The sequence below is a fragment of the Streptomyces sp. NPDC050211 genome (genome assembly GCF_040656035.1).
Lineage (GTDB): Bacteria > Actinomycetota > Actinomycetes > Streptomycetales > Streptomycetaceae > Streptomyces.
Genome location: NZ_JBFALC010000035.1, coordinates 76,589 through 101,635 on the forward strand (window position 1 = coordinate 76,589; position 25,047 = coordinate 101,635).

Sequence of the window (25,047 nt, forward strand, 5' to 3'; positions counted from 1 at the left end):
GCGGGCGAAGGAATGCGATCAGGCCCAGGGGCTGACCGCCTTGAAGGAACTGTCGGCGCGGAACGTGGCGTTGTCCTGGAAGGGGTCGACGCGCAGCTCGTAGTTGAAGTGGCGGAGGTAGCGGCCGGGGTAGTTGTACGACTCCAGGCCGACCGAGCCGGGGGCCGAACCCGGCCGGGCGCAGTAGGTGGCGTCCTTGTTGAAGAGCGTCGTGCCGTTGCTCGCGTCGAAGCGGATCCGGAAGTCCAGGTGGCGCAGGTAGCGACCGGACGCGTCACGGAACGAGTAACAGCTGCCGTCGGCCAGGCCGGGGACGACGGTGAAGGTGGCGCTCTGCTTGACCGCCGTGGTGCTGGAGGACGTCACCGAGTCGAGGTAGCCCAGGCTGTCCGACCGTACGACGGCGTAGCGGCCGGGGAAGTTGACCGACTGGAGCGAGCGGGTGGTGTTCGTGGGCAGGGTGGTGCCGCCGGAGACCGGGTCGATGCTGCTCAGGGTGGGGACGACCTTCTTGATCAGGCCCGCCGAGTCGAACTCCATCTTGTCGATGGTGGTTTCGCGGTGGGTGCCGTCACCGCCGGGGATGGCGAACCGGTGGTAGGCGATGTACCAGTCGTCGGTGCCCGGCACCTGGACGACCGAGTGGTGGCCGGGTCCCTTGATGCCGAGGGAGAGGTCCTTCTCCAGGATCACGCCGCGCTTGGTCCACGGGCCGGTGGGGGAGGAGCCGGTGGCGTAGGCGACGCGGTAGTTCTCGTCCCGGGTGTCGTTCTCCGACCACATGAGGTAGTAGGTGCCGTTGCGCTTGATGACGAAGGTGCCCTCGTTGTAGCCGGTGGGGGTGATGTCGGTGACCTTCGAGGAGTCGAAGGAGACCATGTCGTCGTTCAGCGGGACGACGTAGGCGTGACCATTGCCCCAGTAGAGGTACGACTGCCCGTCGTCGTCGGTGAAGACCGCCGGGTCGATCATCTGGCCGGTGTAGGCGCCACGGGCGACCAGCGGCTTGCCCAGGGGGTCCTTGAACGGGCCGGTGGGCGAGTCGGAGACCGCTACGCCGATGTTCGTGTCGGCGGAGTAGTAGAAGTAGTACTTCCCGTTCTTCGCGGTCGCCGTCGGGGCCCAGGCGCGGGCGTCGGCCCAGCTGATGTCGGGACCGAGGTCCAGGATGACGCCGTGGTCCGTCCAGTGGACCAGGTCCTTGGAGGAGTAGGCCTTGAACTGCGTGCCGCTCCAGCCCGCGAAGCCGTCGGTGGTCGGGTAGATGTAGTACGTGTCGCCGAACCGCACGATGTTCGGGTCGGCGTTGAGCCCCGGCAGGACCGGGCTCTTCATGATGAGCGCCGAGACCGTCCAGGTGCGTTTCGCGCCGTCGGAGCCGGTCACCTCGTACGTCACGGGCTTGGTGAAGTCGCGCGGGGTGCCGGAGGCCGGGCTGATGGACGCACCCTGGGCAATGGTGAACTGCGGGGCGAGCGCGGTGAGGTCTGTGCCCTCCTTCACCGGCAGCGTGATCCTGCTGCCCGCGTCGTCGACGATGGCGGCGATCTTCAGCGACGGGTGGGTGGCCGCGGCGATGCCCGTGGTGTTCCCGCTGAGTTCGAGGACCTCTCCGGGTGCCAGCGCGCGGTTGTAGACCCGGAAGTCGCGCATCTTGCCCTTGAAGAGCTTGTCACCGCTGTAGAGCGACTTGCCTATGGAGTTGGCCGTGGTGATGCCGGACCCGATGGAGCCGGGGGTGAGGGTGACCGACGTGTTGCGGGCCACCTCCACGCCGTCCTGGTAGAGGACGCCCGTGGTGCCGGTCTGGGTGTAGGTGACGTGCTTCCAGACCGAGCGCGGCAGCGCGGCGGAGGTCTGGGTGTTCTGTTCGGTGGAGAAGTTCCCGGAGGCGATGGCGGTCCGGAACGAGTTGCCGGTGGTGAACAGGTACCCGTTGCCGGCGCCGTTGGCGGTGTTGCCGAAGCCGTAGAGGAAGTACGGCGTGGCCTGGGCGGTGTCGATCTGCACGTCCATCGAGACGGTGATCGAGTTCATGCCGCTCATGATGTTGTCCGGCACCTTGATATAGGTGTCGGAGCCGTTGAAGGTGAGCCCTTCGGCACCTGACCAGCTTGCAGTGCCGTTGACGGTTCCGTTGCGGCCGTTGCCGGAGGCGTCCACCGCCACGGTGCCCGAGGTGGCGTCGAGTCTGTACCAGAGAGCCAGGCCGTCGGTGATCTCCGCCGCCTGGGCGGGGGCCGCCGGGCCGACGACGCCCACCAGGAGCGAGGCGGCGGCCGCGGCGGCCAGAGCGGCGGGTCGGAATCTTCGGCGGCCCTGAGGTCTCACGCTGTGCATGGGTTCACATCCCCTGAAGAAGAGAAGAAGACATGCCTGAGGAGGGGGCTGGAGACCTCGGCCGAGGCCCTGACGTTCCGCCCGTATGACATCGCGTTGCGTGAGTGTGAATTGGGGCATGAGTCACCGTCAATAGTTTTCGAACAGCGTCCGACAGGTCGAACCATTTCTTTCCGGCTCGGCAACTCGCAGCCGCCCGCGGACGCTTGGTACGTCCGACCGCCGGACAAACACGAGAGGTCTTCACCGTCGCCGGCATCCGCCGCCGGGGAGGATTCGTCCCTTCTGTGAATACTCTCGCCGTCACCGCACAGACCGGCGCGGTGCTCCGAGCGCCGGCGACTTCGTGGTAGCGGCCCGCAACCGCGCGAGAAAGTGAGGGCAACGGCGGCCTTCGCCGCCCGGCGGATTGCTTCCGCACGGCTGCCGCCGCGCGGCGCGGTGATGCACTGCTTCACCGAGTGGCGCGACGAGGGCACCGACCAGACCATCGACGACCTGCGTGCGGGAGCAGCGGCTCGCAGTCAGCGCTTTGCAGTGTGGGTGATGTTCGTACGGCCCTGGCCGCAGCTGAGACGGTGTCCTACCGCATCCGCAGTAGGACACGGCCGTCAGCCTGCTGATGCGGTAGGTGAGAGCCTGCGCATGAGGGACGAGTCCACCTGGTGATCCTTGCGACACTGCCGGCCCAGCAGTCGATTTCAAGGAGTACAGATGAGGCTCGGAAGGGTCCCGGCCCTGGTGTGCGCGGCATTGGCGATCACTCTCACAGGCGCGTGTTCGTCCACGTCGTCCGGCACCGCGGCATCCAAGGCCACCGCGTCGTCGTCGGCTGGCGACAACTGCACGGACACGGGAAGCAGCCAGCCGCCCGCAGCGCCGCCCGCCGCTGCTTCGCAGGGGGAGCCGAGTGCCGGGGCCCCCGGCAGCAGCGTCGGCCCGGGCGGCCTGGCACAGGCGATGAAAGGCTTCGGCAAGACGGTCAAGCCCATCGACGACAGCACGAGTACGGTGCTCGACACCAAGGGGCAGCGGCTGGTCACGTGTGAGACGTCGTCGGTCAAGGTGACGACGAAGAAGGACGTCATGTTCTCTACGGTCACCACCCGCTACGGCGACAAGCAGCAACTCAAGCTCGACCTGTTGATCCCGCAGGGCAGCGGCGACAAGCCGCTGGTCGTGTACATTCCCGGCGGCGGCTTCCACACCCCCATGAAGGGCGGCGGCGCGACCGGCGTGCAGACGTACCTCGCGCAGCAGGGGTACGCGGTGGCGAGCATCGTCTACCGCGGCCTGGAGGACGGTATCTATTCCGACGCGGTCGTCGACGCCAAGTCCGCGATCCGGTTCCTGCGCGCACACGCGAGCGAGTACGGCTACGACGCCGCGAACGTAGCCGTGTGGGGTCAGTCCGCCGGCGGCTGGCTCGCGGCGATGGTCGGCACTACCAACGGGGTGAAGAAGTTCGACAAGGGTGCCAACCTCGACCAGAGCAGTGTCGTGCAAGCCGTCGTCGACGAGTACGGCCTGTCCGACCTGACCAAGGTCGGCGCCGACTTCGACGAGGCGGCCGAGAAGGAGCACCAGACCGCCACGATCACCGAGGCACAGTTCGTCAACGGCAAGAACAGCGGTAAGACCATCGCCGACGACCCTGCCGCCGCCAAGGCCGCCAATCCGATCAATTACATTGACGGTGAGGATCCCGCCTTCATGCTGGCGCACGGCAGCGCCGACAACATCGTGTCACCCAGCCAGTCCCTGCTCCTGCACACGGCCCTGCGCAAGGCCGGGGTGAGCAGCAACCGCTATGTGATCGAGGGCGAAGGGCATGGTGCAGCCGGTTTCAACACCGTGCTCTACATGACGAAGATGGTCGGCTTCCTCAACAAGCACATCGGGAAGTGATGGATGGACGACGGCCGGGGTGACACCGGGCACACGACACCAGCCGGCAGGAGCCGGCCGGGTCCTGTGCTGCACCGAATGATCAACAATGTCTCACCGGCCAGCGCCGCCCTCCTCGCTGTCGTCCTGGTCCTTCTTGCACTGCCACCGCACGGCGGTTGGCGCCAGCTGCTGGCGCTGGCCGCGATGGTCATCCTTTCCTTCGCACCGCTGGTCCTGCGCACCCGTGCGCCCCTGGCCACGGTCGCCGCGACCACCGCCATCGAGTCCGCCTACATGGCACTGCTGCCGTTCGTCTTTCCCATTCCGATCACCACCATGTGCGCGCTGCACTCGGCCGCCCTGCACAGCTCGCGACGCAGGACTTGGACGGCGGCCGCAGCGGCCGCGCTCTGCATGACCGCCTGCGCCTCAATCGGACGCCCCGTACCCCTCTTCGGAAACGGATATCTGATCATCATCGGCTGGATCGGTTTGGCCACCGCCCTCGGCGACTCCGCACGCAACCGCACGGCATACGTGGAAGCACTGCAGGAACGCGCCGCCCACGCCGAAGCCACCCGCGAGGAGGAGGCCCGTCGGCGGGTCCTCGACGAACGGCTGCGCATCGCCCGTGAACTGCACGACTCTGTCGCCCACCAACTCGTCTCGATCACCGCCCAACTCGGCGTTGCCCGCTATCTATTCGCCCGCGGCAGGGCCGTCCAGCCGCAGACCATCGACCAGGCACACCGCAGCAGCCAGGCCGCTATGCGCGAATTGCGCTCCGCGGTGGGGCTTCTCCGCGCCGAATCCGGCGGTGAATCGCCGCGCACGCCCTTGCCGGGGCTCACGATGTTGCCGGAGCTGATCACCTCGGCCGAGGCAATGGGCATCACGGTACGGTCGCAGCACTCCGGAGCGCCCCGCCGGCCACCGCCCGGAGTCGGGCTGGCCGCCTACCGCATCCTGCAGGAGTCCCTCACCAACGTCGCCAAGCACGCCGGACCGCGCGCCGAGGCGCGGATGACGGTCGAGTACCGAGACACCGCCCTGCATCTGACCGTGCGCAACCGCCTCCTCGGGCCGGTGGCCCCACCCGATCCGGCGTGTTACGGCATCGCGGGCATGCGCGAACGCGCCGCTGCCGTCGGCGGCACCCTGAACGCCGGCCTTGATGGAGGAGACTTCCTGGTCGAGGCCCACCTGCCGCTGGAGGTGGCTTCGTGACCATCCGTGTCCTGCTCGTCGACGACCAGACACTGCTGCGAGCGACGTTCAAGATGCTCATCGACTCCGAACCGGACCTGGAAGTGGTCGGCGAGGCCGCCACCGGACGGGAGGCCGTCGAGCAGGTCCGGGCCCGGCGGCCCGACGTTGTCCTGATGGACATCCGCATGCCCGGTCTCGACGGCATCGAAGCCACCCGGGAGATCACCCGTCTGGGCACCCCGGCGAAGGTCCTTATCCTGACCACCTACGAGACCGACGAGTACGTCACCGAGGCGCTGCGCGCCGGCGCCGCCGGATTCCTTGGCAAGACCGCCGACCCGGAAGAGGTCGTCCACGGCATCCGCCGTGCCGCACAGGGTCGGCCCCTCTTGTCCGCGGTCGCCACCGAGATGCTTGTAGAGCACTTCCTCGCCACACCCGATGAGACAACCACGGCCGTCGATCCGCGCTTGGAAGAGCTCACCCAACGCGAACTGCAGATGGTCGCGCTCGCCGCCGAAGGGCTCTCCAACGAGCAGATCGGGCAACGGCTCAACCTCGCCGTCCTCACTGTCAAGACCCACGTCAACCGCGCCATGGCCAAATTGGGGGTCCACGACCGCGCCGGCCTTGTCGTCCTTGCCTACCGCTCAGGGCTGGTCAACCACCTTCTTGGCTGAACCGCAGCGGATGAACGGACCCCAGGCCACGAACGCCGTTGGGTGCAGATCCAATGAGCCTCACTGGTCTCGACCCTTTGCACGGGCGGGGGCGTGCTTCGGGTAGAGGCTGCGGATGGGCGTGACAACGCCCGTCTGACCCCTCCCAACCGAAACGGGGAGGTTCGACGACACTCCCGGCGTCGGTCACCACCGCCAAGCGGTGGGCCTACCGCTCCAGCCGACCGCACCACAGTCTGCGTCGCACGCCGACCCGCACCGAGCGGCGCATCATCAAGGTACGGCTGCTACGGCGGTGGGGTCCGGCACAAGTCGCCGGTCTGCTGCACCACCCTCTTCCCGGTGCTGTGGACCTTGGACACCGAGGATCGGAAGTCCCCCGACGCGGCGAAGGGCACCCGGAGCGTCATCGACAAGGCCAAGCGCAACGACGTCGTCCTCATGCATGACATCCACGCCACGTCGGTCGGCGCCGTCCCGCGGATTTTGCGCACGCTCACCGCCCAGGGCTGCCGCCTCGTGAACGTGAGTCATCCCGCGCGCCACATGTGACGCGCGGGATGACTCGTGGGTGGGATGCCGGCGCCTTGCCCGCTGGGGGCGGCGGGCGGCGGGTGGGAGGGCGCCGTGAGGGCGCCGGCATCCCGGTCGGGTCAGCTCGTCACGCGGAAGGTGGCGTCACCGCGTCCCGTCGCGTTGGTGATCGGGTCGAGCCGCAGTTGGTAGGAGTAGTGGCGGATGTAGCGGTCGGGGTAGTTGTACGACTGGAACGACGACCATGTGGAGTCGGCGAGTCCGGCGACCTGGCGGAAGGTGGCGTCCTGGGCGAACGCGGTGGTGCCGTCGTTGTAGGCCAGTGAGAAGTCGAAGTCGGTGTGGCGCAGGAAGTATCCGGGGAAGTTAACCGACTCGAAGGAGACGGTGCCGGAACCGGCCAGGCCGGTCCTCAACCGGAACTGGGAGTCGTCGACGGGGCTGACGTTCTGGTCGATGCGCACGTCGAAGTTGGTGTGCCGCACGTACCGGTCCTGGAAGTTGTACGACTGGAGCCGGTTGACCGTCGTGTTGGGCCAGCGTGCGAGCACGCGGCTCTCCTCGGCGGCCGTCATGTTCAGGATCCAGCCGTGGCGCTTCTTGGTGCCGCCCATGTTGTAGCTTCCCGACGCCTGCCTCTGGTAGCTGGCTGGGTCGGAGGGGTTGGTCGTCAGGACCGGCATGTACCCGCCGCCCGTGGCGTACTGGTCGAGGTAGAGGGCCCACTTGTTGCTGCCGTTGAACTTCATCCACATCGGGCCTTCGACCTGGGAGCCGGTGAGGCCGATGCCGGAGAGGTTGCCGAGGTTGGTCCACGTCCCCAGGATCGAGTTGCTGCCTTCGAGCGTGATCTGGCCGTCGCCGGAGGCCCGCACGTACCGGTAGTTGCCGACGCCGGACGGCGTCTCGATGATCTGGGTGTCGATGATGCCCTGGGTGCCGGCGCGGTCGATGTAGAGCTGGGGGGTGGTGATGGTGCGGAAGTCCATGGTGCGGGCGTAGTAGATGCGGTGCTTCAGCACGCCGTTGAGGGTGGCGTTCGTCGCCCAGTACAGGACGTAGTCGTTGGTCTCCGGGTTCCAGATCGCCTCGGGCGCCCACGCGTTGCGGCCGTCGGGGATCGCGCCGGCGACGTTGAGGAGCCGCGGCTGCGACCAGGTGGCCAGGTCTGTGGACTCCCACACCACCAGGTTGCGGCTGCCGTTGGACATGGAGTCGCCCCACGTCTGTCCGCAGTTGATGCACAGGTCGGTCGCGATGATCCAGTACTTGCTGCCGTCGGGGGATCGCACCAGTGCGGGGTCGCGCACCCCCTTCGTACCGACCGTGGAGCGCAGGACCATGCCGCCGCCGTTGAGGTCGTTCCAGTTCACGCCGTCCGTGCTGTGCGAGAGGTACATCTGCTGATTGGTCGAACCCTCCCCGGTGAAGTGCACCATCAGGTAGCCCGGATCAGCGGCGGCGGCCCGCTGCGGTGCGGTCAGAGTCTGGCATGTGAGGAGAAGGCCGACGGCGACCAAGAGCGTCGCCAGCCGTGAGAACAGCGCGGATATGTGCATTTTTTGTCTTTCTTCGAGTGCATTGATCACATGAGAGTGGGGTCAGCGGACCGTGCAGCAGGCGGCCGGTGCTGTTTCCAGGGACGTCTGGGTCTGCCAGGGGATCAGTGATGACGGCGGCCAGGCGCGTGTGTGGCTTTCACGTTCGTGACCACTGGAAGCTGGCGGCGGTGCCGCAGGTGCGCTGTTCGAGCAGGGCGGCGTCCGCGGTCGAGGCGCCGACGACGTTGACGCACTTGCCGCTGTGGCGGACTTTGAGCTGGTTGTATCCGTCGACGGCGACCCACTGGAACTGCTGGTTCCGGCCGGAGTGGCAGGGGTACTGGATGATGTTGGCGCCGTCGGCGGTGGACACGCCGTTCACGTCCAGGCACTTGCCGCTGTTGAGGCTCTCGATCTGGAAGTAGCCGTCGCCCACGTCGACGAAGCGCCACTTCTGCCAGGGCCTGCCGTTCGAGGTGTACTGGCCGATCTTCGCGCCGTTGTCGGTGTTGGGTGCCTGGACGTCCATGACCTTGCCGCTGTTGCGGTTGGTCAGCCGGTAGTACGTCACCACCGGCTCGCCGGACGGAACGGTCAGCGCGGTGCCCATGGCCACCGGCACGCCGAGGTTCGGTGACCCGTCCGTGTTCCAGGTGATCTTCTGGATCCGGGTGGTGCGGGTGGTGCCGCAGCCCTGGGACGACGAGGAGTTGGCGTGGTAGACGATCCAGTCCTCGGTGCCGTCCGGGGACCGGAAGAAGCCGTTGTGGCCCGGACCGTACACGCTGTTCGTGTCACTGCGCTGGAAGGCCGGCTCCATGCTCTTGACCCAGGAACTCGCGTTCAGCGGGTCGCCGCCGGTGAGGGTGAGCAGGCCCAGCTTGTAGTCCGGGCCCTGGCAGGCGCTGGCCGAGTAGGTGAGGAACGTCTTTCCGTCGTGCTGCACCGCGACCGGGCCCTCGTTCATCGGGGTGCCCTGCTTCTCCCAGGAGTAGGTCGGGGTGGAGATCTGCGTACGGGATCCGGTCACGGTCCACGGATTGCTCAACTCGACGATGTAGATGCTCGGATCGGATCCGGCCCACTGCGGCGTCGGCACCCCCGACCAGGTGAAGTACAGCCGGCCGTTGATGGTGACCACGTTTCCGTCGATGCCCCACCAGTCGTTCGCACCGAAGATCATGCCCTTGTACGTGTACGGGCCGAGCGGGTCGGTGCCGGCGCTCTCCAGCACGTGCACGCGCTGGTCCTCGATGTCGCCCGTACCGGCGGAGTAGTAGATGTACCAGCGTTTGCCGTTGGGGCCATCTAGCAGGTGCATCTCCGGCGCCCATATGTAGTGGTCACGGCCAGCGGCGTGGGCACTGAACACCGGCACCGGCGCCGCTGCCTTCAGCGCCTCGATCGTGGGCGCCTTCCGCATCGTCAACGCCCCGCTGTACGGCGTCGTCATCAGGTAGTAGTTGCCGTTGTAGTAGGTCATGTACGGGTCGGCGCCGGAACTGTTGAGCGGGTTCGTGAACGTCGCCGTGGCCGCCTGCGCGCCGGGTGCGGTCAGCACCGTCCCGAACGTCAGACCACCGACGAGGGCGGCGAGAGCCGTCGCCGTGGCGCACAGCCGCCGGAGGAGAGAAGAGCTTTTCCGCACCCGGGTGTTTGAATTGCCCATGACAGAAACATCCTTGTTCGCGTCGGGGAGCGTAAGCGCGGTGTTCTTCCAAAACGCGTTGTCGTGTCGGGCCGTGCGCTCGGACGCCGTCGCGTTCCTGTCATGGCCCGGGGTATTGGGGCTGGTCGTGCCGTTCGTCCGAACGAGGTGGTAGAGGACGACCAGACCGTTCACTGCAGTCGCTTGCGCAGGTCGATACGCGAGCGAGGCGAGGACCAACGGCCCATTTTGTTCGATATTTAGAATGCCGTTTGGAAATTCGGCCAGACGCTATAGGGGCGGTAAGAAGGTGTCAAGACGGCTGGGGAAAGAGGGGCGGCTGCCGTGGCGATGAGATCGGCAGAAAGCTGTTACGGCGATCCGTCCGGCAAGGGGCCGCCGCATCCTCGCTGGTAACCTGCGGCGCCAACCGTCGTTTGTCGGAAAGTCGTTGAATTTGGTATCAGCGGTTTTCAGCCCGGTGAGCCCGAGTCCCCGCTTTCATGGTCCCGGGCATGGGCGATGGTCCACGTTTCAGCTGGGTCATGTGGGTCTTGACGGTCTGCTCGGCCACCACCAGCCTCGCGGTGATCTCGGTGTTCGACAGGCCCTGCGCGACCAGTAGCAGGACCTCCCTCTCCCGTGGCGTGAGGCTGTTCAGTCGCAGGCGGGCGTTCCGGGCGGGGCGGCGCCGGGAGACGCCCTCGATGAGGCGGCGGGTGACGGACGGGGCGAGCAGCGCGCCTCCGGCGGCGATCACCCGTACCGCCTGGACGAGTTCGGCGATAGGCGCGTCCTTGAGCAGGAAACCGCTGACTCCTGTCTGCAGAGCCTCGTAGACGTAGTCGTCACAGTCGAAGGTGGTCAGGATGATCACCTTGGGGCAGTGGACCACACCGGGCGGCGGGTCGAGCAGCCGCCGCGCGGCCTCCAGGCCGTCCATCTCCGGCATCCGTACGTCCATCAGGACCACGTCGGGGTACGTGCTGCGCCTGACGTCGATGCCGAGCCGGCCGTTGGGCGCCTCACCCACGACGTCGATGTCGCTCTACGCGGACAGCACCGCGGCGAACCCCGAACGCACCATGGCTGGTCGTCCACGACGACCACTCGGATAGTCATGCCCATCTCTCTCTTCCGGCTCCTCTGACGAACTGGTGCGCCCCGGTCGCCTCGCGGCGCGTAAGCGTGGCTGCGGCGACATCGCCGCGCTCCTGCAGGCGGGGCGAAGACCGCGCTGCAGTCTTCCCGCGCCGCGGGGACCACCGCCTCGGTCGAACGGCCTGAACAACCGGCCCTGACAGGTGAACCTCAGCCGAATGGCGGATTGATCGGGCACGGGCAGGCGGAGTCCGCATGAGTCCTCGAACGGCGCCCGCAGCATGCGGCCCCCATCCGGCAGCCGGATCGTCGGCCTCGCCAGGCGCGTGGACGCCGCCAGCTGATTCAGCCACACAGAAACCTATGAGAAACGACAGAACCATTGACCTGCCGGTGCCCCACCTCTACTTTCTGACCGACCCAGCGAACCCCGTGCGGTATTTCGGACGGGACCCAGTGTCCTCGCGATGTCAGTTTTCTCCCTCCCTTCCCCCTGGAGAGCCGCATGTCGCACAGCCCTGCTCGCAGATGGGCCAGACGCGTCACCGCCCAGGTCCTCGCCGTCGGGCTCGGCGTCATAGGTCTGGCGGCCCTCGACCGACAAGAACCCTCGGCGCCCCTGTCCGCCGAACCGGCCGCCGTGAGCACCAGCCAGATCGGCGTCACACCGCCGCCGATGGGCTGGGCGTCCTGGAACAGCTTCGCCAGCAGCATCGACTACAACGTGATCAAACAGCAGGCAGACGCCCTGGTCTCCTCCGGCATGGCGGACGCAGGCTACAAGTACGTCAACCTCGACGACGGCTGGTGGCAGGGCGACCGGGACGCGAACGGCAACATCGTCGTCGACGAGAACCTGTTCCCCGGCGGCATGAAGGCCATGGCCGACTACATCCACAGCAAGGGCCTGAAGGCCGGCATCTACACCGACGCCGGCAAGCAGGGCTGCGGCTACTACTACCCCACCACCCGCCCGGCCGCCCCCAACACCGGTATGGAGGGCCACTACCAGCAGGACCTGGAGACCTTCCAGCGCTGGGGCTTCGACTACGTCAAGATCGACTGGTGCGGCGGCCGCGTGGAGGGCCTGGACCAGGAGACCCAGTACAAGCAGATCGCCGCCGCCAACGAGGCCGCCTCGGCGGTGACCGGCCGCAAGCTCGTGCTGTCCTTCTGCGAGTGGGGCACCGGACGGCCCTGGAACTGGGCGACCGGTTACGGCGACCTGTGGCGCACCAGCACCGACGTCATCTTCTGGGGCCAGACGCCCACGACGGCCATGATGCTCACCAACTTCGACCAGGCCCTGCACCCGGCCGCCCATCACACCGGCTACTACAACGACCCCGACATGCTGATGACCGGGATGAGCGGCCTGACCGCCGCGCAGAACCGGCTGCACATGGGCCTGTGGGCGATCTCCGGCGCTCCGCTGCTGGCGGGCAACAACCTGGCCACGATGAGCACCGAGACCCGTGATATCCTCACCAACCGCGAAATGATCGCCATCGACCAGGACCCACGCGGGCTGCAGGGCGTCAAGGTCGCCGAGGACACCCGGAACCTGCAGGTGTACGGCAAGGTCCTCTCCGGCACGGGCAAGCGCGCCGTGCTGCTGCTCAACCGCACGGGCTCGGCGGCATCGATGACCGTGCGCTGGGCCGACCTCGGCCTCACCTCGGCCACCGCGTCCGTACGCAATGTCTGGACGGGCACCGATGCCGGCTCCTTCGCCACCAGCCACACCACGACCGTCCCGGCGAACGACGCGGTCCTGCTGACCGTCTCCGGCACCGAGGCCCCCGGCTCCACCTTCGAGGACACCACCACCGCCCCCACCCCGACCTTCAGCAACGTCACCACCTCCACGGCGGGCACGAAGCTGGTGGACATCACCTACGCCAACGGCGGCAGCACCACCCGCAAGGCCACCATCCAGGTGATTGGCCAGTACAAGTACGTCGTGGCCTTCCCGCCGACCGGCTCGGCCACGACCTACCGCACCGTGTCCGTGCTCGCACACCTGGCCAAGGGTGCCAACACCGTGAAGTTCGCGACGGTCTCTGGCAGCACGGCCCCCGACGTCGACGCCCTCCGCGTCCAGGGCATCCCCGGCACCGACGGTGTCGCCCTCGTCGGCTCCGCCTCCAACCGGTGTGTGGACCTTGACAAGAACACCAACGTCAACGGCACCCAGGCACAGATCTGGGACTGCTCCGGCGGACGCAACGAGACCTTCACCCAGACCTCGCGCGGCGAACTCGTCGTCTACGGCAACAAGTGCCTCGACGCCGACAACAACGGCACCACCAACGGAACCAAGGTCATCATCTGGGACTGCACAGGCGGCACCAACCAGAAGTGGACCGCCAACTCCAACGGCACCATCACCAACAACCTCTCAGGCCTCTGCCTGGACGCCACGAACGCGGCAACAGCCAACGGCACCAAGCTGATCCTGTGGACCTGCAACGGCCAGAACAACCAGAAGTGGACCCGCAACTGACATCCACCACAGGAGCATGATGCAGAACCGGCGAGGCGCGACAGTGCCTCACCGGTTGTGCCTTCGCGTCGCAGGAACGCAAACGAGGGTGCGCTACGGGCGTGCAGCGGCTGTGCCCTCGTGGGCGTGAGCCCGGACGGGGACTTCGAGGCGAAAACGTCCTCCAGTGTGCGCAGCCGCAGCCGCAGCCCGGGCCGGTCAGGGACGGCGAAGCCGCGGGCCGTCAGCAGCGGGCGGACCTCTCGGACCGCTGCGGAGACGGTGGAGCGGTCCACGCCGTACAGCTGTGCCAGAGCGGCGTGCGGCAGCCCCAGCCGCAGGTGCACCAGCGTGACCAGGAGCCGGTCAACGAAGACCGGCGGTGCTTGGGCCCGGCACCAACAGCCCGCCTGCGGTCCCCGCCCCGCCGCTCACGCAAGGCCGACTCACGGGCGGCATGCCACTTGGGGGCGAGTTCTTCGAGCAACTCGCCCCCAAGACGCAGGCCGCACGGGCCCAGGCTTGCGTCACCGCTTGCCCAACCCGTGCGGACCCTCGCCGGTAACGGCCAAGGCGCCTGCCATGATCGTCATCATGGGGATACACATTGCACCGGCCGGGGTGGCCGACTTCCACCGGATCCTGACTGATCACCTGTCAATCCCCTATTTTTCGTAGAGGCGTTGGTTATGCGGCCCGGCCTTCCTGATCGGTCCGGGCTCGCGCCTCCTGGATGATCCGTTCGAACTCGACGGGCGGTTTCCCGCCGGCCGCGCTGTGACGCCGCTTCGCGTTGTAGAAGTCCGCGATCCACGTCGCGATCTTCAGCCTCGCCTCGGCCCGCGTCGCGAAGGTGTGCCGGTGGACGTACTCGACCTTGAGGACCGAGTGGAACGACTCCGCAGCGGCGTTGTCCAGCCAGGCGAGCATGGAAGGCGATGATCAGCCGTGGTTGCTCCCGCAAGAGCATCCGGGTGTTCCGCTCGGGCCCGGCCGAGCGCCACGCCCTCGGCCTCGTGCGTTGCTCGGCCTGCCAGTCCACCGGGTGACAGCGGTGGCGGTCGCCGCCGAGTCCGTTCCATTCGCACCAGAGGTGCGCCGCCCGGTCAGCACCTGACGCGGCACCCTCGATCACGACGAGCCGATCACCGTGACGCGCCGCCAGGCGGTTCAACACTGCGGCGACGGTGCAGGGCCAGGCCCACTGGCGGTCGCCGCACACCAGCACGCGAGGATCAGCCAGTTCCACACTGCTCCCCGTTCTCCCGAGCCCCGTCGCCGGCCGGTCTCTCCGCGACCGCTTCGTCGTGCGGCATGCAGGATGTGGAGCAGGCCTTCCGACGCTCGCATTCCGCAATCGCGAGCGCGTCTTCAAGTTCCCTCAGTTCTCGCTCACTGATCAGCGAGGCGATGGGCTCGGTGTTGTCCGTGAAGACGATACGCGTTCCGGAATGGGAGATTCGTCGGACAAGGTTTCCGAGTCGCACTGGGAGTCTTGAAATGGGGATGCGGTCCGTGTCGCTCAGTGGTGAATCAAGCCAAGCGCAGGTATGTGGCAGAAAATTCAGTAAACATTCCTGACCTGCTGTCCCCGTAGAGCGATCGCGAGCCAGCGCATCTTTGATCGCCTGGCTCAAGAACTCCTCCGCGCTCTTTCCTGCCACCCTGGCCCAGGCGCGGATTCTCCTCTTCACGCTGGGCGCGAATGGAATGCTCATCCGCACCATCCCGTCCGGCCCCGGGAAGAGGGTGCACAGTACGTCAATCGGAAGCGAGTCCTGAAGCCGCCGCCATACCCTTCTGATGGCCAGCTCCTCGTCCCGTGCCGATACGAGAACGGCGATGCTCTTTCCGTCGCGCGACGATGCCATCGGCATGCCGCTGATCCGCCGAGCTGCTTTCAGCTCGACTCCGTTTACGGTCCGAGTCAGGATGATCTCAATGGCGTGCAGAGGCATGGGGACTCCAGATCAATAGAGCGAGATAGGGCCGTCGGGAAGCCAACCTTCCACGTATCCGGAGACCAGCAGGGTCACGCCCTCAGGTGAGATGTCCGGTGGTGATTCTTGAGCTCGCTGATTTCCCACCGGGTGTGCGACGGAGACATCGCCTGAAACGAGTCCGACTCTTCGGTGCTGATCCTCACGATGAAAACGCGGGAAACTGTGCGCTGGTCATGTTCCCAGCAGTCGGACTCTCGCGTTTCACGAACGCCATAGACGGATCCGAAGCGGGGATTCTCGATGTGAAATCGCTCGGTCAGATACTGAGTGGCCCCATCCGTGAAATCGGCGCCGGCTCCGAGCAGCGCCTGCGGGACTGTCCAGCCGCCGCAGCATCCGCCGCACAGCATCAGACGATCCTGGTCGTCCAGGAGGAGCAGGAGGATGCGGCGGTCGGCGACCGACGCGGCGTGGGAGGTTGCCATGCGGCGAGACTGCCGTCTGGCTATTCAAGTAGCACCGCGGGTGCCGTCCCATGGGTGACAGCTTCACTCGAGCAGTCGCAGATGTGTGCTGCGTGCCGTGGCCTGCCTACCCCCGCCAGCGTGCACAGGTTGCACTGAATTCGGGCGCTCTACTGCACCCTGTGAACGCGTCATGAGCTGCGAAAACGCTGAAACGGCGTTTGGGATTCGGGGCTACCGCGTTTTGGGGCGTCGCACGCCACCGGGCCTGACCTGCGGCGACGGAATTTCCCACACATCCCGCTTTGTCACGTTCAGGTGCATGGTCCGACGCGCAAGCCACAGCGGCATTCGCGCTGCATGCTGCCTCCCAGATCGTTGACTCTCTGCCGCATGAGGCCTCGACATGGCTCAGCAACGCGTACGCTGGCCTGCATCGGGCGACGCTGCCCTCGCACCGGCAGCGCAACCTTCAGGTGCTTTGCTGGCAGATCCTCACTCAGTCCTGGATTTCGACGCCCTCGCTCCCGTTCGTGCTGACCGGCCTGCGCGCCGGCAGGGAGGCAGTCGCCGATACCGACGCCCCGCTGCAGGCCGCCCTCACTCAGTACTACGGCGCCCTCATCGACCAAGTCGACCATGTCACCGCCGCGAGCGCGCTCATGGGTCTGTTCGCCCTCACCGACGAGGAGGACAAGGCCATCGCGGCGCGCACGGTGTTGACCTACCGCGCCCGGTAGACAACAGGGGGCAGCGGCGCCTGGCAACACCGCGCCGCAGTCCGAGGCCTACACCGATGGTATGGAAGCGGAGGGTGCCACCGACGCTGAGGACGTGAAAGGGTTGGGCGCCTGAAAAGGGACAACTGTTCCTCGGCGCCGGGCGTGGCACGAGCTCTGAGGCGACGCCGTCCGCCGGGATTCAACCGTGGAGGCCTGCTCACGGTGCGTCTCTCTCGGGCGGTTTGAGATCAGGCGGGTAGCCCTTGGCGCGCAGCCAGATGTCGAGGGCGAGGGCGACGACGTCGCCGTGAGCTATATCGTGGTCGGCGTTGTAGCGGCGGATGCGGCGCTGAAGCTGCAGGGCATCAGGGACGGCGTAGTTGAGTTGCCCCCGTCTGGCGTGCCGGTTGCGGATGGTGTCCATCGTGTCAGGGTGCGGTGCGAGAACGTCTTCGAACGGCTGTACCTCGGCGTCGAGCGCGTCGGCGATCTCACGCAAGCGGCGGGCGTACAGGGAGTGATCAGGCACGAGAGCTGCTCCGGTCGGTCCGGCTAGGCGGATAGCTAGCCGCCTATTGGGCTATTGGAATAGTCGGCAGAAGGGGCGGCCGCACCCCGACATGGGGGCGGCCGCCTCGTGTACTGCGGTCGGGTTCAGAACCCGCGGGCGGTGAGCCACTCGTCCAGCGCGACGGAGACGATGTCGCCGATGGGCAGGTGATCGAGTTCGTTGTCCAGTGCGAAGCGTTTGATCCGCTTCTTCAGCTTCAGTGCAGTAGGGACTGACGAGTCGAGGCTCTCGCGCGCGATGATGCGCTGGTTGAGAATGACGGCCGTCTCAGGAATGTCTTTGGGACGGCCGGATCCCTGAGCCCACGGTGTTCCTTCGCTGGGCGCTGCCTGCGATTGCACGTTCTGTTCCTGGCGAGCCCGTGGAACATCGTTCTTCACAGGGAAACCGTTGCCGCCTGCCGCCGGAGGAGCTACCGGGCGAAGCGCCACCTCGGCGGCCGGGGCTGCGCCAGGAGCCGTGGCCGGGCCGTGCTGCGGAACGGGCTCGGTCGGCTGCGTGGGCTGGACCGCATGTGCTGTGGGTTCGGAAGCCGGGAGGACAGGCGGTACCCGTGTCTCCATTGGCTCCCCAGCGGAATCCATCCTCGTCCCGTGGGCGGCGACGCCCAGATGCCCGGTGTCTGGTTCCGTCACGGGGCCGCTCTGTGTGACCTCAACGGTCGGCTGGGCGGAGGGCTCCGCCACTTCGTGCGCCGCCTCGGTCCGGCCCCGTGCCGACCGCTCGACGGGAACCGTCGAAGGAGCGGACTGAACCTGAGGCTCGCCGGTGGGGGGAGGACCTTCGCCGGGGGCGGCGGCCTGTTCGGCGACGAACTGCTCCGGCGTGAGTTCGGCGGCCGGTGGAGGGGGCGGCGGGGTTGTCTTTTTGGCCCCGCCCAGGGTGCGACCGACTGTGCGGCGGGCCGGAGGCTTCGGCCTTTCGTTCTTTTCGCTCATGCCTGGGTCAGCTCCGTCATCAGGTTGGCGTACTCGCTCAGTTCGGTCGGGATCTCGCCGAAGGCCTCCATGTAGTGCACCCAGGAGTGGATGGTTGTCTCGGCGAGCGGGAAGGGTTCGTCGCGGTCCGGGCCGATGCCCTCGCCCTGGGCGGGCTGAAGCAGCTTGTCCTTCGCGGTGCGGGGCAGGCTGGTGCGGTCGTCGGCCTTGACCATCACGACGTGGGCGGTGACGTCGCGTTCGTTGCGGGCGGCGGCGCGCTCGGCCTCGTCGAAGGTGGCCACGAGCTTGCGGCGTTCGATCTTGGTGGGGGCGACCGGCACGATCAGCCGGTTCGCCTCGGTAACAGCCTCGTGGAAGATGCGGGCGCTGCCGCCGCCGGCGTCGACCACGATCGCGCCGAACTCGGCGCGCCTGGCGCGGATGTACTCGGCGATGTCGTCGAACGGGTACCGCTCGATGACCAGGTTGGCGGGGATGTCGAAGCCTTCGGCCTGGGCGACTTTGAACCAGTCCCAGGCGGACTGGCTGGTCGCGTCGGCGTCCAGCAGCAGCGTCGGCAGGTCGAGGACGACCGCGTAGTACAGGGCGATGAACCAGGCGGAGGTGGTCTTGCCGGTGCCGCCCTTGAGCATGCCGACGACGATCACGAAGGCGTCCCAGGCGTGGGCTGTGGCCGCCGCCAGGGTCTTGTGACGGGTGTTCTCGTTCACGTGTGTTCGATCTCCAGAAGGTAGAAGGGTGTTGTTTGTGCGGCCGGTGCGGTCGCACGCGCTTGGCGCGGCGCTTGGGGAGGGGCGCGTGCCGCGCGGCTGCGGCGGGGATGGCACCACTGCGCAGTCGGCAGCTGACCGGTACGCCCGGCAAGACCAGCGAGGGCACAGCCTGGGTGGGTCACGACCGCTCCTCATCGCCGGGAGTAGGGCCATGTCGGTGCTGGGGCCGCATGAGGGTCTTCGCTTGGTGAAGGAGCCGGTAGACCGTGGCGACCGAGTAGTTGCAGTCCTCAGCGAGCTCCGGCACGGAGGCGCCAGCCTCGTACCGTGCCCGCAGGGACACCGCGAGCTTCTGCCGCTCGGCGGCCCGCGCCGCGGCGCGCATCCGCAGCGTCTGCTGCGGGGTGCGCACAGCGCCGCCGGCCTCGGTCAGCAGGCGCCGGGCAGCACGCCTCGTCCCAGCCCCCGCCGCGGCGAGCTCGGTGAGGGTCGCGCCGTGCTGCTCGTACAGGGCGCGCAGGTGGGCCGCGAGCCGCTGGCGCGCTTGCGGATCCTGGCGCATCCGGCGGCTCTGCCACGACGTGCGCATCACCGTGCCGGCATCGTGCAGCCGGTTGAGCACCGTGCCGTACGACAGGCCGCTGACGGCGACGAGTTCGTCGACCGTGGCCCCGGACTCGTACTGCTGGCGCAGAGCCTCCGGGGTCACCGGCCGGTTCTCGGCTGCGGTGGTTGGAGGGCGTTGTGGGTTCATGCGGCGCAGTTCCATTCGCTGAGGGCTTCGGCATGGGCGGCGGCCAGCTCGTCGTAACTGCGCTGGTCCGATGGGGTGATGAGGATCAGGCGGCCATCGGTGGCGATGCGCCAGTCGGCGGCAGGGCGGCCGGTGGCCGGGTCGAGAACGCACCCGCCGGGGGCGTGCCACGTCGGTGGGATCTCGTCGGGACGTGGTGCGGGGACCAGCACCTGGCGCCCGTCACGGACGATGACCACGGCCCTGCTGCGGTGCTCTGCAAGGTGGTCCAGCGCCTCCCGGTACGCCGCACGCTGAGCCGCGTGCAGGGCCTTACGCCGGGATGCAACGCCGGTGGTGCCGTGCTGCTCGGCGACCTCGTCCCAGCCCTGTGCCGGCGCTGCTTCCGGGCCGGCATCAGCCTCAGTACGGCTGTTACCGATGCCCTCCAGAGCCCGGGGCGCGAGGGACCAGGTCTCCCCGGTGTGGTGGACGAGGCCGTGGTCGGCGAGGTGTTGCAGGGTCCGGTAGGTGGTCGCTCGGGAGACCGAGGAGGTACCGACGAGCTCGCTGACCGTCTGGTCAGGACGTTGGTGCAGAGCGCTGATGAGCATGAGGGCGGCGCTGCCGAGGCCGTGTCGGGCGAAGGCGTCATGGCCCATCAGCCGGCCGAGGACGATGGAGTCGATGTCGGCCGTCGTGGCCGTCTCAGGGGTGGTCCACTCCTCAAGTGCCGGGTCGGGGGGGAACTGAGTGGTCCGGAAACGAGACGGCAGAGCAGGGGCATCGTGGCTGGGGGCGCTGCCGTCGCCCAGGTACCAGGTTGAGCCCTCCCGGCCGTGGCCGGTCCGCAGTCGGCGCAGCCAGCCCTGGGGGTTGAGGACCGTTTCGTAGACGGCCCGCAAGGTGGTGCGGGAGATGCCCGCTTCCTCCGCGGTCTGCCGTTCACTGGCGTAGTGCAGGGGGCCGCCCGCCATCTCGGCGAAGGTCAGATGCGCCCGCAGCACCCGCAGCGCGTTCCGTCCGCGCTCCCCGCGCCAGGGCGTCGTCTCGATCCGGTCCCGCAGCGCGGCCAGAACCTCGTACGCGTCGTGCCGGGAGCCCATCGCCCTGGTGGTACTGACCGCTTCCGAGGCGCTGGCCCAGACCCGGCGGATGTAGTCCAGCGCGCGTGGATGCCCGGATCGCAGGGCGATGTTCCTCGCGTGCCGTCCGCCTTCGTGCTCGGGGTGCAGCAGGAGCTGTGTGAGCTGGTCGACGGTGCCGCCGGCGCGGGCCACGTGGCAGGCGATGGCCGCGGTGATCCGGTGCCCGTGCTCGGCCGCCCCCTGTCGGTCCGCGCGCAGGACCAGGCTCTGATGGTCGGAACCGAGTCGGCTGTAACTGCCGGTGGCGTAGCGACCGGTGAGGTCTCCGAGCAAAATGAGATCGGTCGCGGCCGACGGTAGTCGGGGGTATTCCAAAGGGCCGCGGAATTGGGTGGAGTGTCGTTGAGAGAGGGCGTGATGGGTGCTGTTTGGCACGGTGGGGTCGTCTCGCAAAAACGTGGACGCCACCCAGGCCCGCTAAAACCACGGGTGGTGTCCGAAACCGACCTCTATCGGCGCCAGAAAGGTCTCCAGAATGGCCGTCCTGGAGGCCTTCATAAGCCTGGCTCCGAGTGGAGGCAGGCGTCCCCATCGCAGCTCGACCGAGGTCGAACCAGAGCCCCGCCAAAGTGGTCCACTCGTGATCCACACCGGCCAACTCAGGTCCCTCAGAGCCCAGTTGCAGAGGCTGATGCCTCTGACTGCCTCTGAGCGGCCCGGGTCGAACCGGGGTCGAATCAGAGTGTTTTCCTCTGACTGCCTCCGCTCGCCTCTGCAACCCGTCCTAGCAGGCCACAGCCTCATCGCCCCCACACAAGCGCAGGTCAGAAAGGTGCGCTAGCTGTACCACTGGTTCCTGGCGAAACTGGTCGTGTGCGGCATGGGGGCGACTCCCGTCTCTGATGGGTGGTGGCATCGTCGACGAGAGCGTCATAGGGTCGCAATGCCTCTTCCGCCTCGCGGAAGCTCTCGAATAAAGCGCCTGGTTAGAGCCGCGGTAGGGATGCAGGAACAGAGCCGATAGTCGGCCGAGTCGCAGTCTCGATGAGTGGCCGTGCTGATGGGCTGCGTCATCGTGGTGTTCAAGAATTGCGTTCACGTGACCGTTATTAAGGGTTCTGTGGCAATTTCGATGCCACAAACTATTGGTGGTCACCGAGTCGCCGGACCGCGTCAACGAGGCCCTCGTCGCCATCAACGGCACCGGCCGCCGCGCGCTGGCCGAACTCCGGTTCCTGCTCGGCGTGCTGGAGGCGACCGGCGATTCGGTGCCCCGGACGCTGATGCCGGGCCGGGTGCCTGACCTGGTGGAGCAGACACGAGCGGGCGGCCAGCCGATCGAGCTGGTCGAGGACGGAGAGCAGCCGGACATGGCCATAGGTGCCCACCTGATGACGTATCGCGTCGTGCAGGAATCCCTGACGAACGCTGTGAAGTACGCCGCGGGCAGGCGGACGCTGGTACGGCTCGCGCACACCCCCGGCTGGACGGACGTCGAGGTCACCACCGCCGGGACGGCCGACGGCACGTCCGAGTCCGCCGCCCTCCGCAACGGCGGCCCGCACGTCTCGGGAGGCCGGGGTCTGACCGGGCTGCGGGAACGGGTGGAGATGCTGGGCGGCGAGTTCGCGGCAGGGCCCCGCTCCGAGGGCGGGTTCCGCGTGCACGCACGTATCCCCACGGGAGGTTCCGCGTGAGTGTTCCGCCCGCTGCGGTCAGGGTGCTGGTCTGCGAGGACCAGGTCCTCGTACGCACCGGCTTCGTCACGATCCTCTCCGCCCAGCCCGACATGGAGGTCGTAGGAGAGGCCGTGGACGGCCGAGCGGCGATCCGGAGCGCGGAGGAGCTGAAGCCGGACGTCGTCGTCATGGACATCCGCATGCCCCTGCTCGACGGAATCGAGGCCACCCGCCACCTGGCGGGTCCCGATTCCCTCAGTCCTGCGAAGATCCTGGTCGTCACCACCTTCAACGTCGACGAGTACGTGTACGAGGCCCTCCGCGCCGGTGCCAGCGGCTTCATGCTGAAGGACGCCACACCTCCCGAACTGGTCAGCGCGGTGCGCACCGTTGCCCGCGGCGAGTCCCTGCTGGCCCCCGCCGTCACCCGCGCCTTGATCGGCCGCTTCGCCGAACGCGTACGTCCCTCCGCCGCCTCCGCGTCCCCCGAACGCGACCGCCTCAAGGTCCTCGCCCCCCGCGAGCACGAGGTCCTCCTCCTCATCAGTGAGGGCCTGTCCAACGCCGTGATAGCCGCCGAGTTGATCATCAGCCCTGAGACGGTGAAGACCTACGTCTCCCGCATCCTCACCAAACTGAACCTCCGCGACCGCGTCCAGGCGGTGGTCCTGGCGTATCGGGCGGGGTTGGCGGGGCGCGGGGACTGAGTGCGTTGTCCCCCGAGCGAGCTACCTGATGTGTCCACCCAGGGGTGAAGTGCGGCACCGGCGGTCTCTTGTTGACTCCGTGACTGTCAAAGCAGCGGACAGCAGGAGGGCAACACCATGAGAAAGACGCGCAGTTCCGGGAAGTCCGGTTTCCCGGGGAGCCGCCGTTTCGCCGCGGCCCTGGTGATTTCGACGCTGGCCGGAACCGGGCTGGCCGCATGCGACGCGAACGCCGGGGACACGCCGCAGGCCCAGTCCGCCAAGCAGACCGCGGACCACGCCGAGTTCACCTGGGGCACGTGCCCGGAGCCGGCCGAGGGAGCGAGCCGAAATCCTCGTCTGACCTGCGGGACGTTGAAGGTCCCGATGGACTACCGCGATCCGGGCGGCACGAAGATCGACGTGGCGGTCTCGCGGCTGGCCACAGCCAAACCCGGGAAGAGGCGCGGCGTCCTGCTGCTGAACCCCGGCGGCCCGGCCGTGGGCGGTCTCGACATGCCCGCAACCATGGCGCCCACGCTGCCGAAGTCGGTGCTGGACAGCTACGACCTGATCGGCTTCGACCCGCGCGGCGTCGAGCACAGCACTCCACAGAGCTGCGGTCTGAAGGACCCCAGTGTGTTCGGGCTCTTCCCCTATCCCGCCGCGGACGGCTCGATCACCAAGAACGTGGCCTTCGCCAAGGCCCACGCCGAGACGTGCGCCGACACGGCGGGCGACAACCTGCAGTACTTCACCACCGCCAACACCGCCCGCGACATGGACCGCATCCGCCAGGCGCTCGGCGAGCGGAAGATCTCCTACTGGGGCCAGTCCTACGGCACCTACCTCGGCGCCGTCTACAGGTCCCTGTTCCAGGACCGGACCGACCGGATGATCCTGGAAGGCAACATCGACCCCACCAAGGTGTGGGCCGACGAAGTGGCGGACAAATGGGGCAAGGGCATGGCCGACCGGTTTCCCGACGCGGCCGCCGTCGCCGCGGCCCAGGACGACACCCTCGGGCTGGGCAACAGCGTCAAGCAGGTGACCCAGAGTTACCTCACCCTCGCCGAGCGGCTCGACCGCAAGCCCGTCCCCGTGCCCGGCATGCCGCTGTCGTTGGACGGACCGCTGCTCCGGACCATCACCTACGGCATGCTTCTGCGCAACGAGACGCTTCCACCGCTGGTCGGTTTCTGGAAAGCCGCCGCCGACCTGGCCGACGGCAGCGCCACCGACGCCGACAACGCAGTTCTCCAGCAGATCCTCGCCGACACCCCGCCGGCTCCGGGTGTCCCTGCGGACAACCAGGCCACCATGTTCCTGGCACTCCTCTGCGGCGACGCCGAATGGCCCCACGACACCGACGGCTACGCCACCCGCACCGCCGCCGACCGCAAGGCGTGGCCCCTCACCGCGGGAATGCCGGCCAACATCTGGGCGTGCGCCTACTGGAAGAAGCCGGCTGAGCAGCCCGTCACCGTGACCGGCGAAGGCCCACGCAACACCCTGATCCTCCAGAACCGCCGGGACAACGCCACTCCGTGGGAGGGCGGCATAGGGCTGCACAAGGCCCTCGGCGACAGTTCTGCCTTCGTCGGCGTGGACAACGGCGGCCACTACGTCTACAACGACGGCTCCGCCTGCGCCGACAAGGCGACCGTCGACTTCCTGACCACCGGTCACCTGCCGGGCAAGGACGTCTACTGCACCGACGTCAACCGGAAGGGTTGACGTCGGTGACGCGAGCGAGTGCCTGAAGAGGCGGAAATAGCCGAGCCTATACGCGAATTGATCAACCGTGCACTGACGGGAGAACAGGCATGAGTGGAACGCTGGTCGTGGCGGACCGGGCTCGCCGCAGGCCTGGTCAGGGCCGACATGTCTCCGGCGGACGCCGTGCCTGTGGTATTCCCGTACTACGCCCAGCTGCTAGCCACAATCACCGACGAACTCGCGCAGAGCAGCGAGATGCTCAACCTAGCCTCGATCTTGCGTGACGGTCCGCCGACGGAGTCGGTGGGCCGTTTTGCATTCCCTGCGGGTTGATGGGCAGGCCGAGGGCCCGACTTTCGT

20 protein-coding genes and 5 pseudogenes are annotated in these 25,047 nt (G+C 67.5%); 10 read left to right on the forward strand and 15 right to left on the reverse strand.

Features of this window, described 5'->3' with window-relative positions; translation table 11 throughout:
* Positions 1–18: 18 nt before the first annotated feature.
* Positions 19–495, reverse strand: a complete 477-nt coding sequence (locus tag AB0I98_RS29770) for an AbfB domain-containing protein (protein WP_362947457.1) — start codon at positions 493–495, stop codon at positions 19–21.
* Positions 472–2,187, reverse strand: a pseudogene (locus AB0I98_RS29775) (family 43 glycosylhydrolase); the annotation flags it as partial. The pseudogene AB0I98_RS29775 and the gene AB0I98_RS29770, both read right to left, overlap by 24 nt.
* Before the next feature lie 867 nt (positions 2,188–3,054).
* Here AB0I98_RS29775 and AB0I98_RS29780 point away from each other — a divergent pair.
* From AB0I98_RS29780 to AB0I98_RS29800, 5 genes and pseudogenes are all read left to right on the forward strand, one after another.
* Positions 3,055–4,248 carry an alpha/beta hydrolase gene (locus tag AB0I98_RS29780; RefSeq protein WP_362947406.1) on the forward strand — a complete coding sequence of 398 codons (1,194 nt, stop codon included), beginning with the start codon at positions 3,055–3,057 and terminating at the stop codon, positions 4,246–4,248.
* A gap of 78 nt (positions 4,249–4,326) precedes the next feature.
* A complete protein-coding gene (locus tag AB0I98_RS29785; protein WP_362947408.1) occupies positions 4,327–5,457 on the forward strand; it encodes a histidine kinase in 1,131 nt (376 codons plus the stop codon).
* Positions 5,454–6,119 carry a response regulator transcription factor gene (locus tag AB0I98_RS29790; protein ID WP_362947411.1) on the forward strand — a complete coding sequence of 222 codons (666 nt, stop codon included), beginning with the start codon at positions 5,454–5,456 and terminating at the stop codon, positions 6,117–6,119. Before AB0I98_RS29785 ends, AB0I98_RS29790 begins: the two co-directional genes overlap by 4 nt.
* A 212-nt stretch (positions 6,120–6,331) precedes the next feature.
* Positions 6,332–6,436 (forward strand): annotated as a pseudogene (locus AB0I98_RS29795) (IS481 family transposase); the annotation flags it as partial.
* Between the two features lie 25 nt (positions 6,437–6,461).
* Complete coding sequence (locus tag AB0I98_RS29800; protein WP_362947413.1) at positions 6,462–6,671, forward strand: hypothetical protein; 210 nt, start codon at positions 6,462–6,464, stop codon at positions 6,669–6,671.
* A gap of 101 nt (positions 6,672–6,772) precedes the next feature.
* On the opposite strand, the gene AB0I98_RS29805 is transcribed toward AB0I98_RS29800, so the two are convergent.
* The 3 genes and pseudogenes from AB0I98_RS29805 to AB0I98_RS29815 form a co-directional block, all read right to left on the reverse strand.
* Entirely contained in the window at positions 6,773–8,206 is a 1,434-nt protein-coding gene (locus AB0I98_RS29805; RefSeq protein WP_362947459.1) for a glycoside hydrolase family 43 protein, read from the reverse strand.
* Between the two features lie 145 nt (positions 8,207–8,351).
* Positions 8,352–9,863 carry a family 43 glycosylhydrolase gene (locus AB0I98_RS29810; protein WP_362947416.1) on the reverse strand — a complete coding sequence of 504 codons (1,512 nt, stop codon included), beginning with the start codon at positions 9,861–9,863 and terminating at the stop codon, positions 8,352–8,354.
* A 514-nt stretch (positions 9,864–10,377) separates the two neighbouring features.
* Positions 10,378–10,964 (reverse strand): annotated as a pseudogene (locus tag AB0I98_RS29815) (response regulator transcription factor); the annotation flags it as partial.
* A 484-nt stretch (positions 10,965–11,448) separates the two neighbouring features.
* Between AB0I98_RS29815 and AB0I98_RS29820 the strand changes: the two are divergent.
* Entirely contained in the window at positions 11,449–13,449 is a 2,001-nt protein-coding gene (locus tag AB0I98_RS29820) for a ricin-type beta-trefoil lectin domain protein (RefSeq protein WP_362947419.1), read from the forward strand.
* A gap of 149 nt (positions 13,450–13,598) precedes the next feature.
* Here the strand turns inward: AB0I98_RS29820 and AB0I98_RS29825 are convergent.
* From AB0I98_RS29825 to AB0I98_RS29845, 5 genes and pseudogenes are all read right to left on the reverse strand, one after another.
* Positions 13,599–13,915, reverse strand: a pseudogene (locus AB0I98_RS29825) (transposase family protein); the annotation flags it as partial.
* Between the two features lie 200 nt (positions 13,916–14,115).
* Positions 14,116–14,358, reverse strand: coding sequence for an integrase core domain-containing protein (locus AB0I98_RS29830; protein WP_362947421.1), 243 nt, complete (start codon positions 14,356–14,358; stop codon positions 14,116–14,118).
* Positions 14,359–14,509: 151 nt separating this feature from the next.
* Positions 14,510–14,677, reverse strand: a pseudogene (locus tag AB0I98_RS29835) (SLOG family protein); the annotation flags it as partial.
* The gene (locus AB0I98_RS29840; RefSeq protein ID WP_362947423.1) at positions 14,664–15,386 is read right to left on the reverse strand and encodes a hypothetical protein; all 723 of its coding nucleotides are present in this window, start codon (positions 15,384–15,386) and stop codon (positions 14,664–14,666) included. The gene AB0I98_RS29840 and the pseudogene AB0I98_RS29835, both read right to left, overlap by 14 nt.
* Before the next feature lie 74 nt (positions 15,387–15,460).
* The gene (locus tag AB0I98_RS29845) at positions 15,461–15,856 is read right to left on the reverse strand and encodes a hypothetical protein (protein ID WP_362947425.1); all 396 of its coding nucleotides are present in this window, start codon (positions 15,854–15,856) and stop codon (positions 15,461–15,463) included.
* Positions 15,857–16,368: 512 nt separating this feature from the next.
* Between AB0I98_RS29845 and AB0I98_RS29850 the strand changes: the two genes are divergently transcribed.
* Positions 16,369–16,575 carry a hypothetical protein gene (locus AB0I98_RS29850; protein WP_362947428.1) on the forward strand — a complete coding sequence of 69 codons (207 nt, stop codon included), beginning with the start codon at positions 16,369–16,371 and terminating at the stop codon, positions 16,573–16,575.
* Between the two features lie 199 nt (positions 16,576–16,774).
* On the opposite strand, the gene AB0I98_RS29855 is transcribed toward AB0I98_RS29850, so the two are convergent.
* The 5 genes from AB0I98_RS29855 to AB0I98_RS29875 form a co-directional block, all read right to left on the reverse strand.
* Entirely contained in the window at positions 16,775–17,086 is a 312-nt protein-coding gene (locus tag AB0I98_RS29855) for a hypothetical protein (protein WP_362947431.1), read from the reverse strand.
* Between the two features lie 125 nt (positions 17,087–17,211).
* Positions 17,212–17,508, reverse strand: coding sequence for a hypothetical protein (locus AB0I98_RS29860; RefSeq protein ID WP_362947434.1), 297 nt, complete (start codon positions 17,506–17,508; stop codon positions 17,212–17,214).
* 554 nt (positions 17,509–18,062) lie between these two features.
* A complete protein-coding gene (locus AB0I98_RS29865; protein WP_362947436.1) occupies positions 18,063–18,779 on the reverse strand; it encodes a ParA family protein in 717 nt (238 codons plus the stop codon).
* 181 nt (positions 18,780–18,960) lie between these two features.
* Positions 18,961–19,536, reverse strand: coding sequence for a helix-turn-helix domain containing protein (locus tag AB0I98_RS29870; protein WP_362947438.1), 576 nt, complete (start codon positions 19,534–19,536; stop codon positions 18,961–18,963).
* On the reverse strand, positions 19,533–20,936 hold the full coding sequence (locus AB0I98_RS29875) for a MarR family winged helix-turn-helix transcriptional regulator (RefSeq protein ID WP_362947441.1): 1,404 nt from the start codon (positions 20,934–20,936) through the stop codon (positions 19,533–19,535). Before AB0I98_RS29875 ends, AB0I98_RS29870 begins: the two co-directional genes overlap by 4 nt.
* A gap of 815 nt (positions 20,937–21,751) precedes the next feature.
* Between AB0I98_RS29875 and AB0I98_RS29880 the strand changes: the two genes are divergently transcribed.
* From AB0I98_RS29880 to AB0I98_RS29890, 3 genes are all read left to right on the forward strand, one after another.
* Positions 21,752–22,300: an ATP-binding protein gene (locus AB0I98_RS29880; RefSeq protein WP_362947444.1), complete on the forward strand. Its 549-nt coding sequence runs from the start codon at positions 21,752–21,754 to the stop codon at positions 22,298–22,300.
* Positions 22,297–22,989, forward strand: a complete 693-nt coding sequence (locus AB0I98_RS29885) for a response regulator transcription factor (RefSeq protein ID WP_362947447.1) — start codon at positions 22,297–22,299, stop codon at positions 22,987–22,989. The genes AB0I98_RS29880 and AB0I98_RS29885 overlap by 4 nt, the downstream gene beginning before the upstream one ends.
* Positions 22,990–23,106: 117 nt before the next feature.
* The gene (locus tag AB0I98_RS29890) at positions 23,107–24,705 is read left to right on the forward strand and encodes an alpha/beta hydrolase (RefSeq protein WP_362947449.1); all 1,599 of its coding nucleotides are present in this window, start codon (positions 23,107–23,109) and stop codon (positions 24,703–24,705) included.
* Positions 24,706–25,047: the final 342 nt, after the last annotated feature.

Bases quoted from the DNA above. Each gene is read 5' to 3' on its own strand.
- AB0I98_RS29780 (WP_362947406.1), top strand. From the start codon at position 3,055: ATGAGGCTCGGAAGGGTCCCGGCCCTGGTGTGCGCGGCATTGGCGATC.
- AB0I98_RS29785 (WP_362947408.1), top strand. From the start codon at position 4,327: ATGATCAACAATGTCTCACCGGCCAGCGCCGCCCTCCTCGCTGTCGTC.
- AB0I98_RS29810 (WP_362947416.1), bottom strand. From the start codon at position 9,863: ATGGGCAATTCAAACACCCGGGTGCGGAAAAGCTCTTCTCTCCTCCGG.
- AB0I98_RS29820 (WP_362947419.1), top strand. From the start codon at position 11,449: ATGTCGCACAGCCCTGCTCGCAGATGGGCCAGACGCGTCACCGCCCAG.
- AB0I98_RS29830 (WP_362947421.1), bottom strand. From the start codon at position 14,358: ATGCTCGCCTGGCTGGACAACGCCGCTGCGGAGTCGTTCCACTCGGTC.
- AB0I98_RS29840 (WP_362947423.1), bottom strand. From the start codon at position 15,386: ATGCCTCTGCACGCCATTGAGATCATCCTGACTCGGACCGTAAACGGA.
- AB0I98_RS29845 (WP_362947425.1), bottom strand. From the start codon at position 15,856: ATGGCAACCTCCCACGCCGCGTCGGTCGCCGACCGCCGCATCCTCCTG.
- AB0I98_RS29870 (WP_362947438.1), bottom strand. From the start codon at position 19,536: ATGAACCCACAACGCCCTCCAACCACCGCAGCCGAGAACCGGCCGGTG.
- AB0I98_RS29890 (WP_362947449.1), top strand. From the start codon at position 23,107: ATGAGAAAGACGCGCAGTTCCGGGAAGTCCGGTTTCCCGGGGAGCCGC.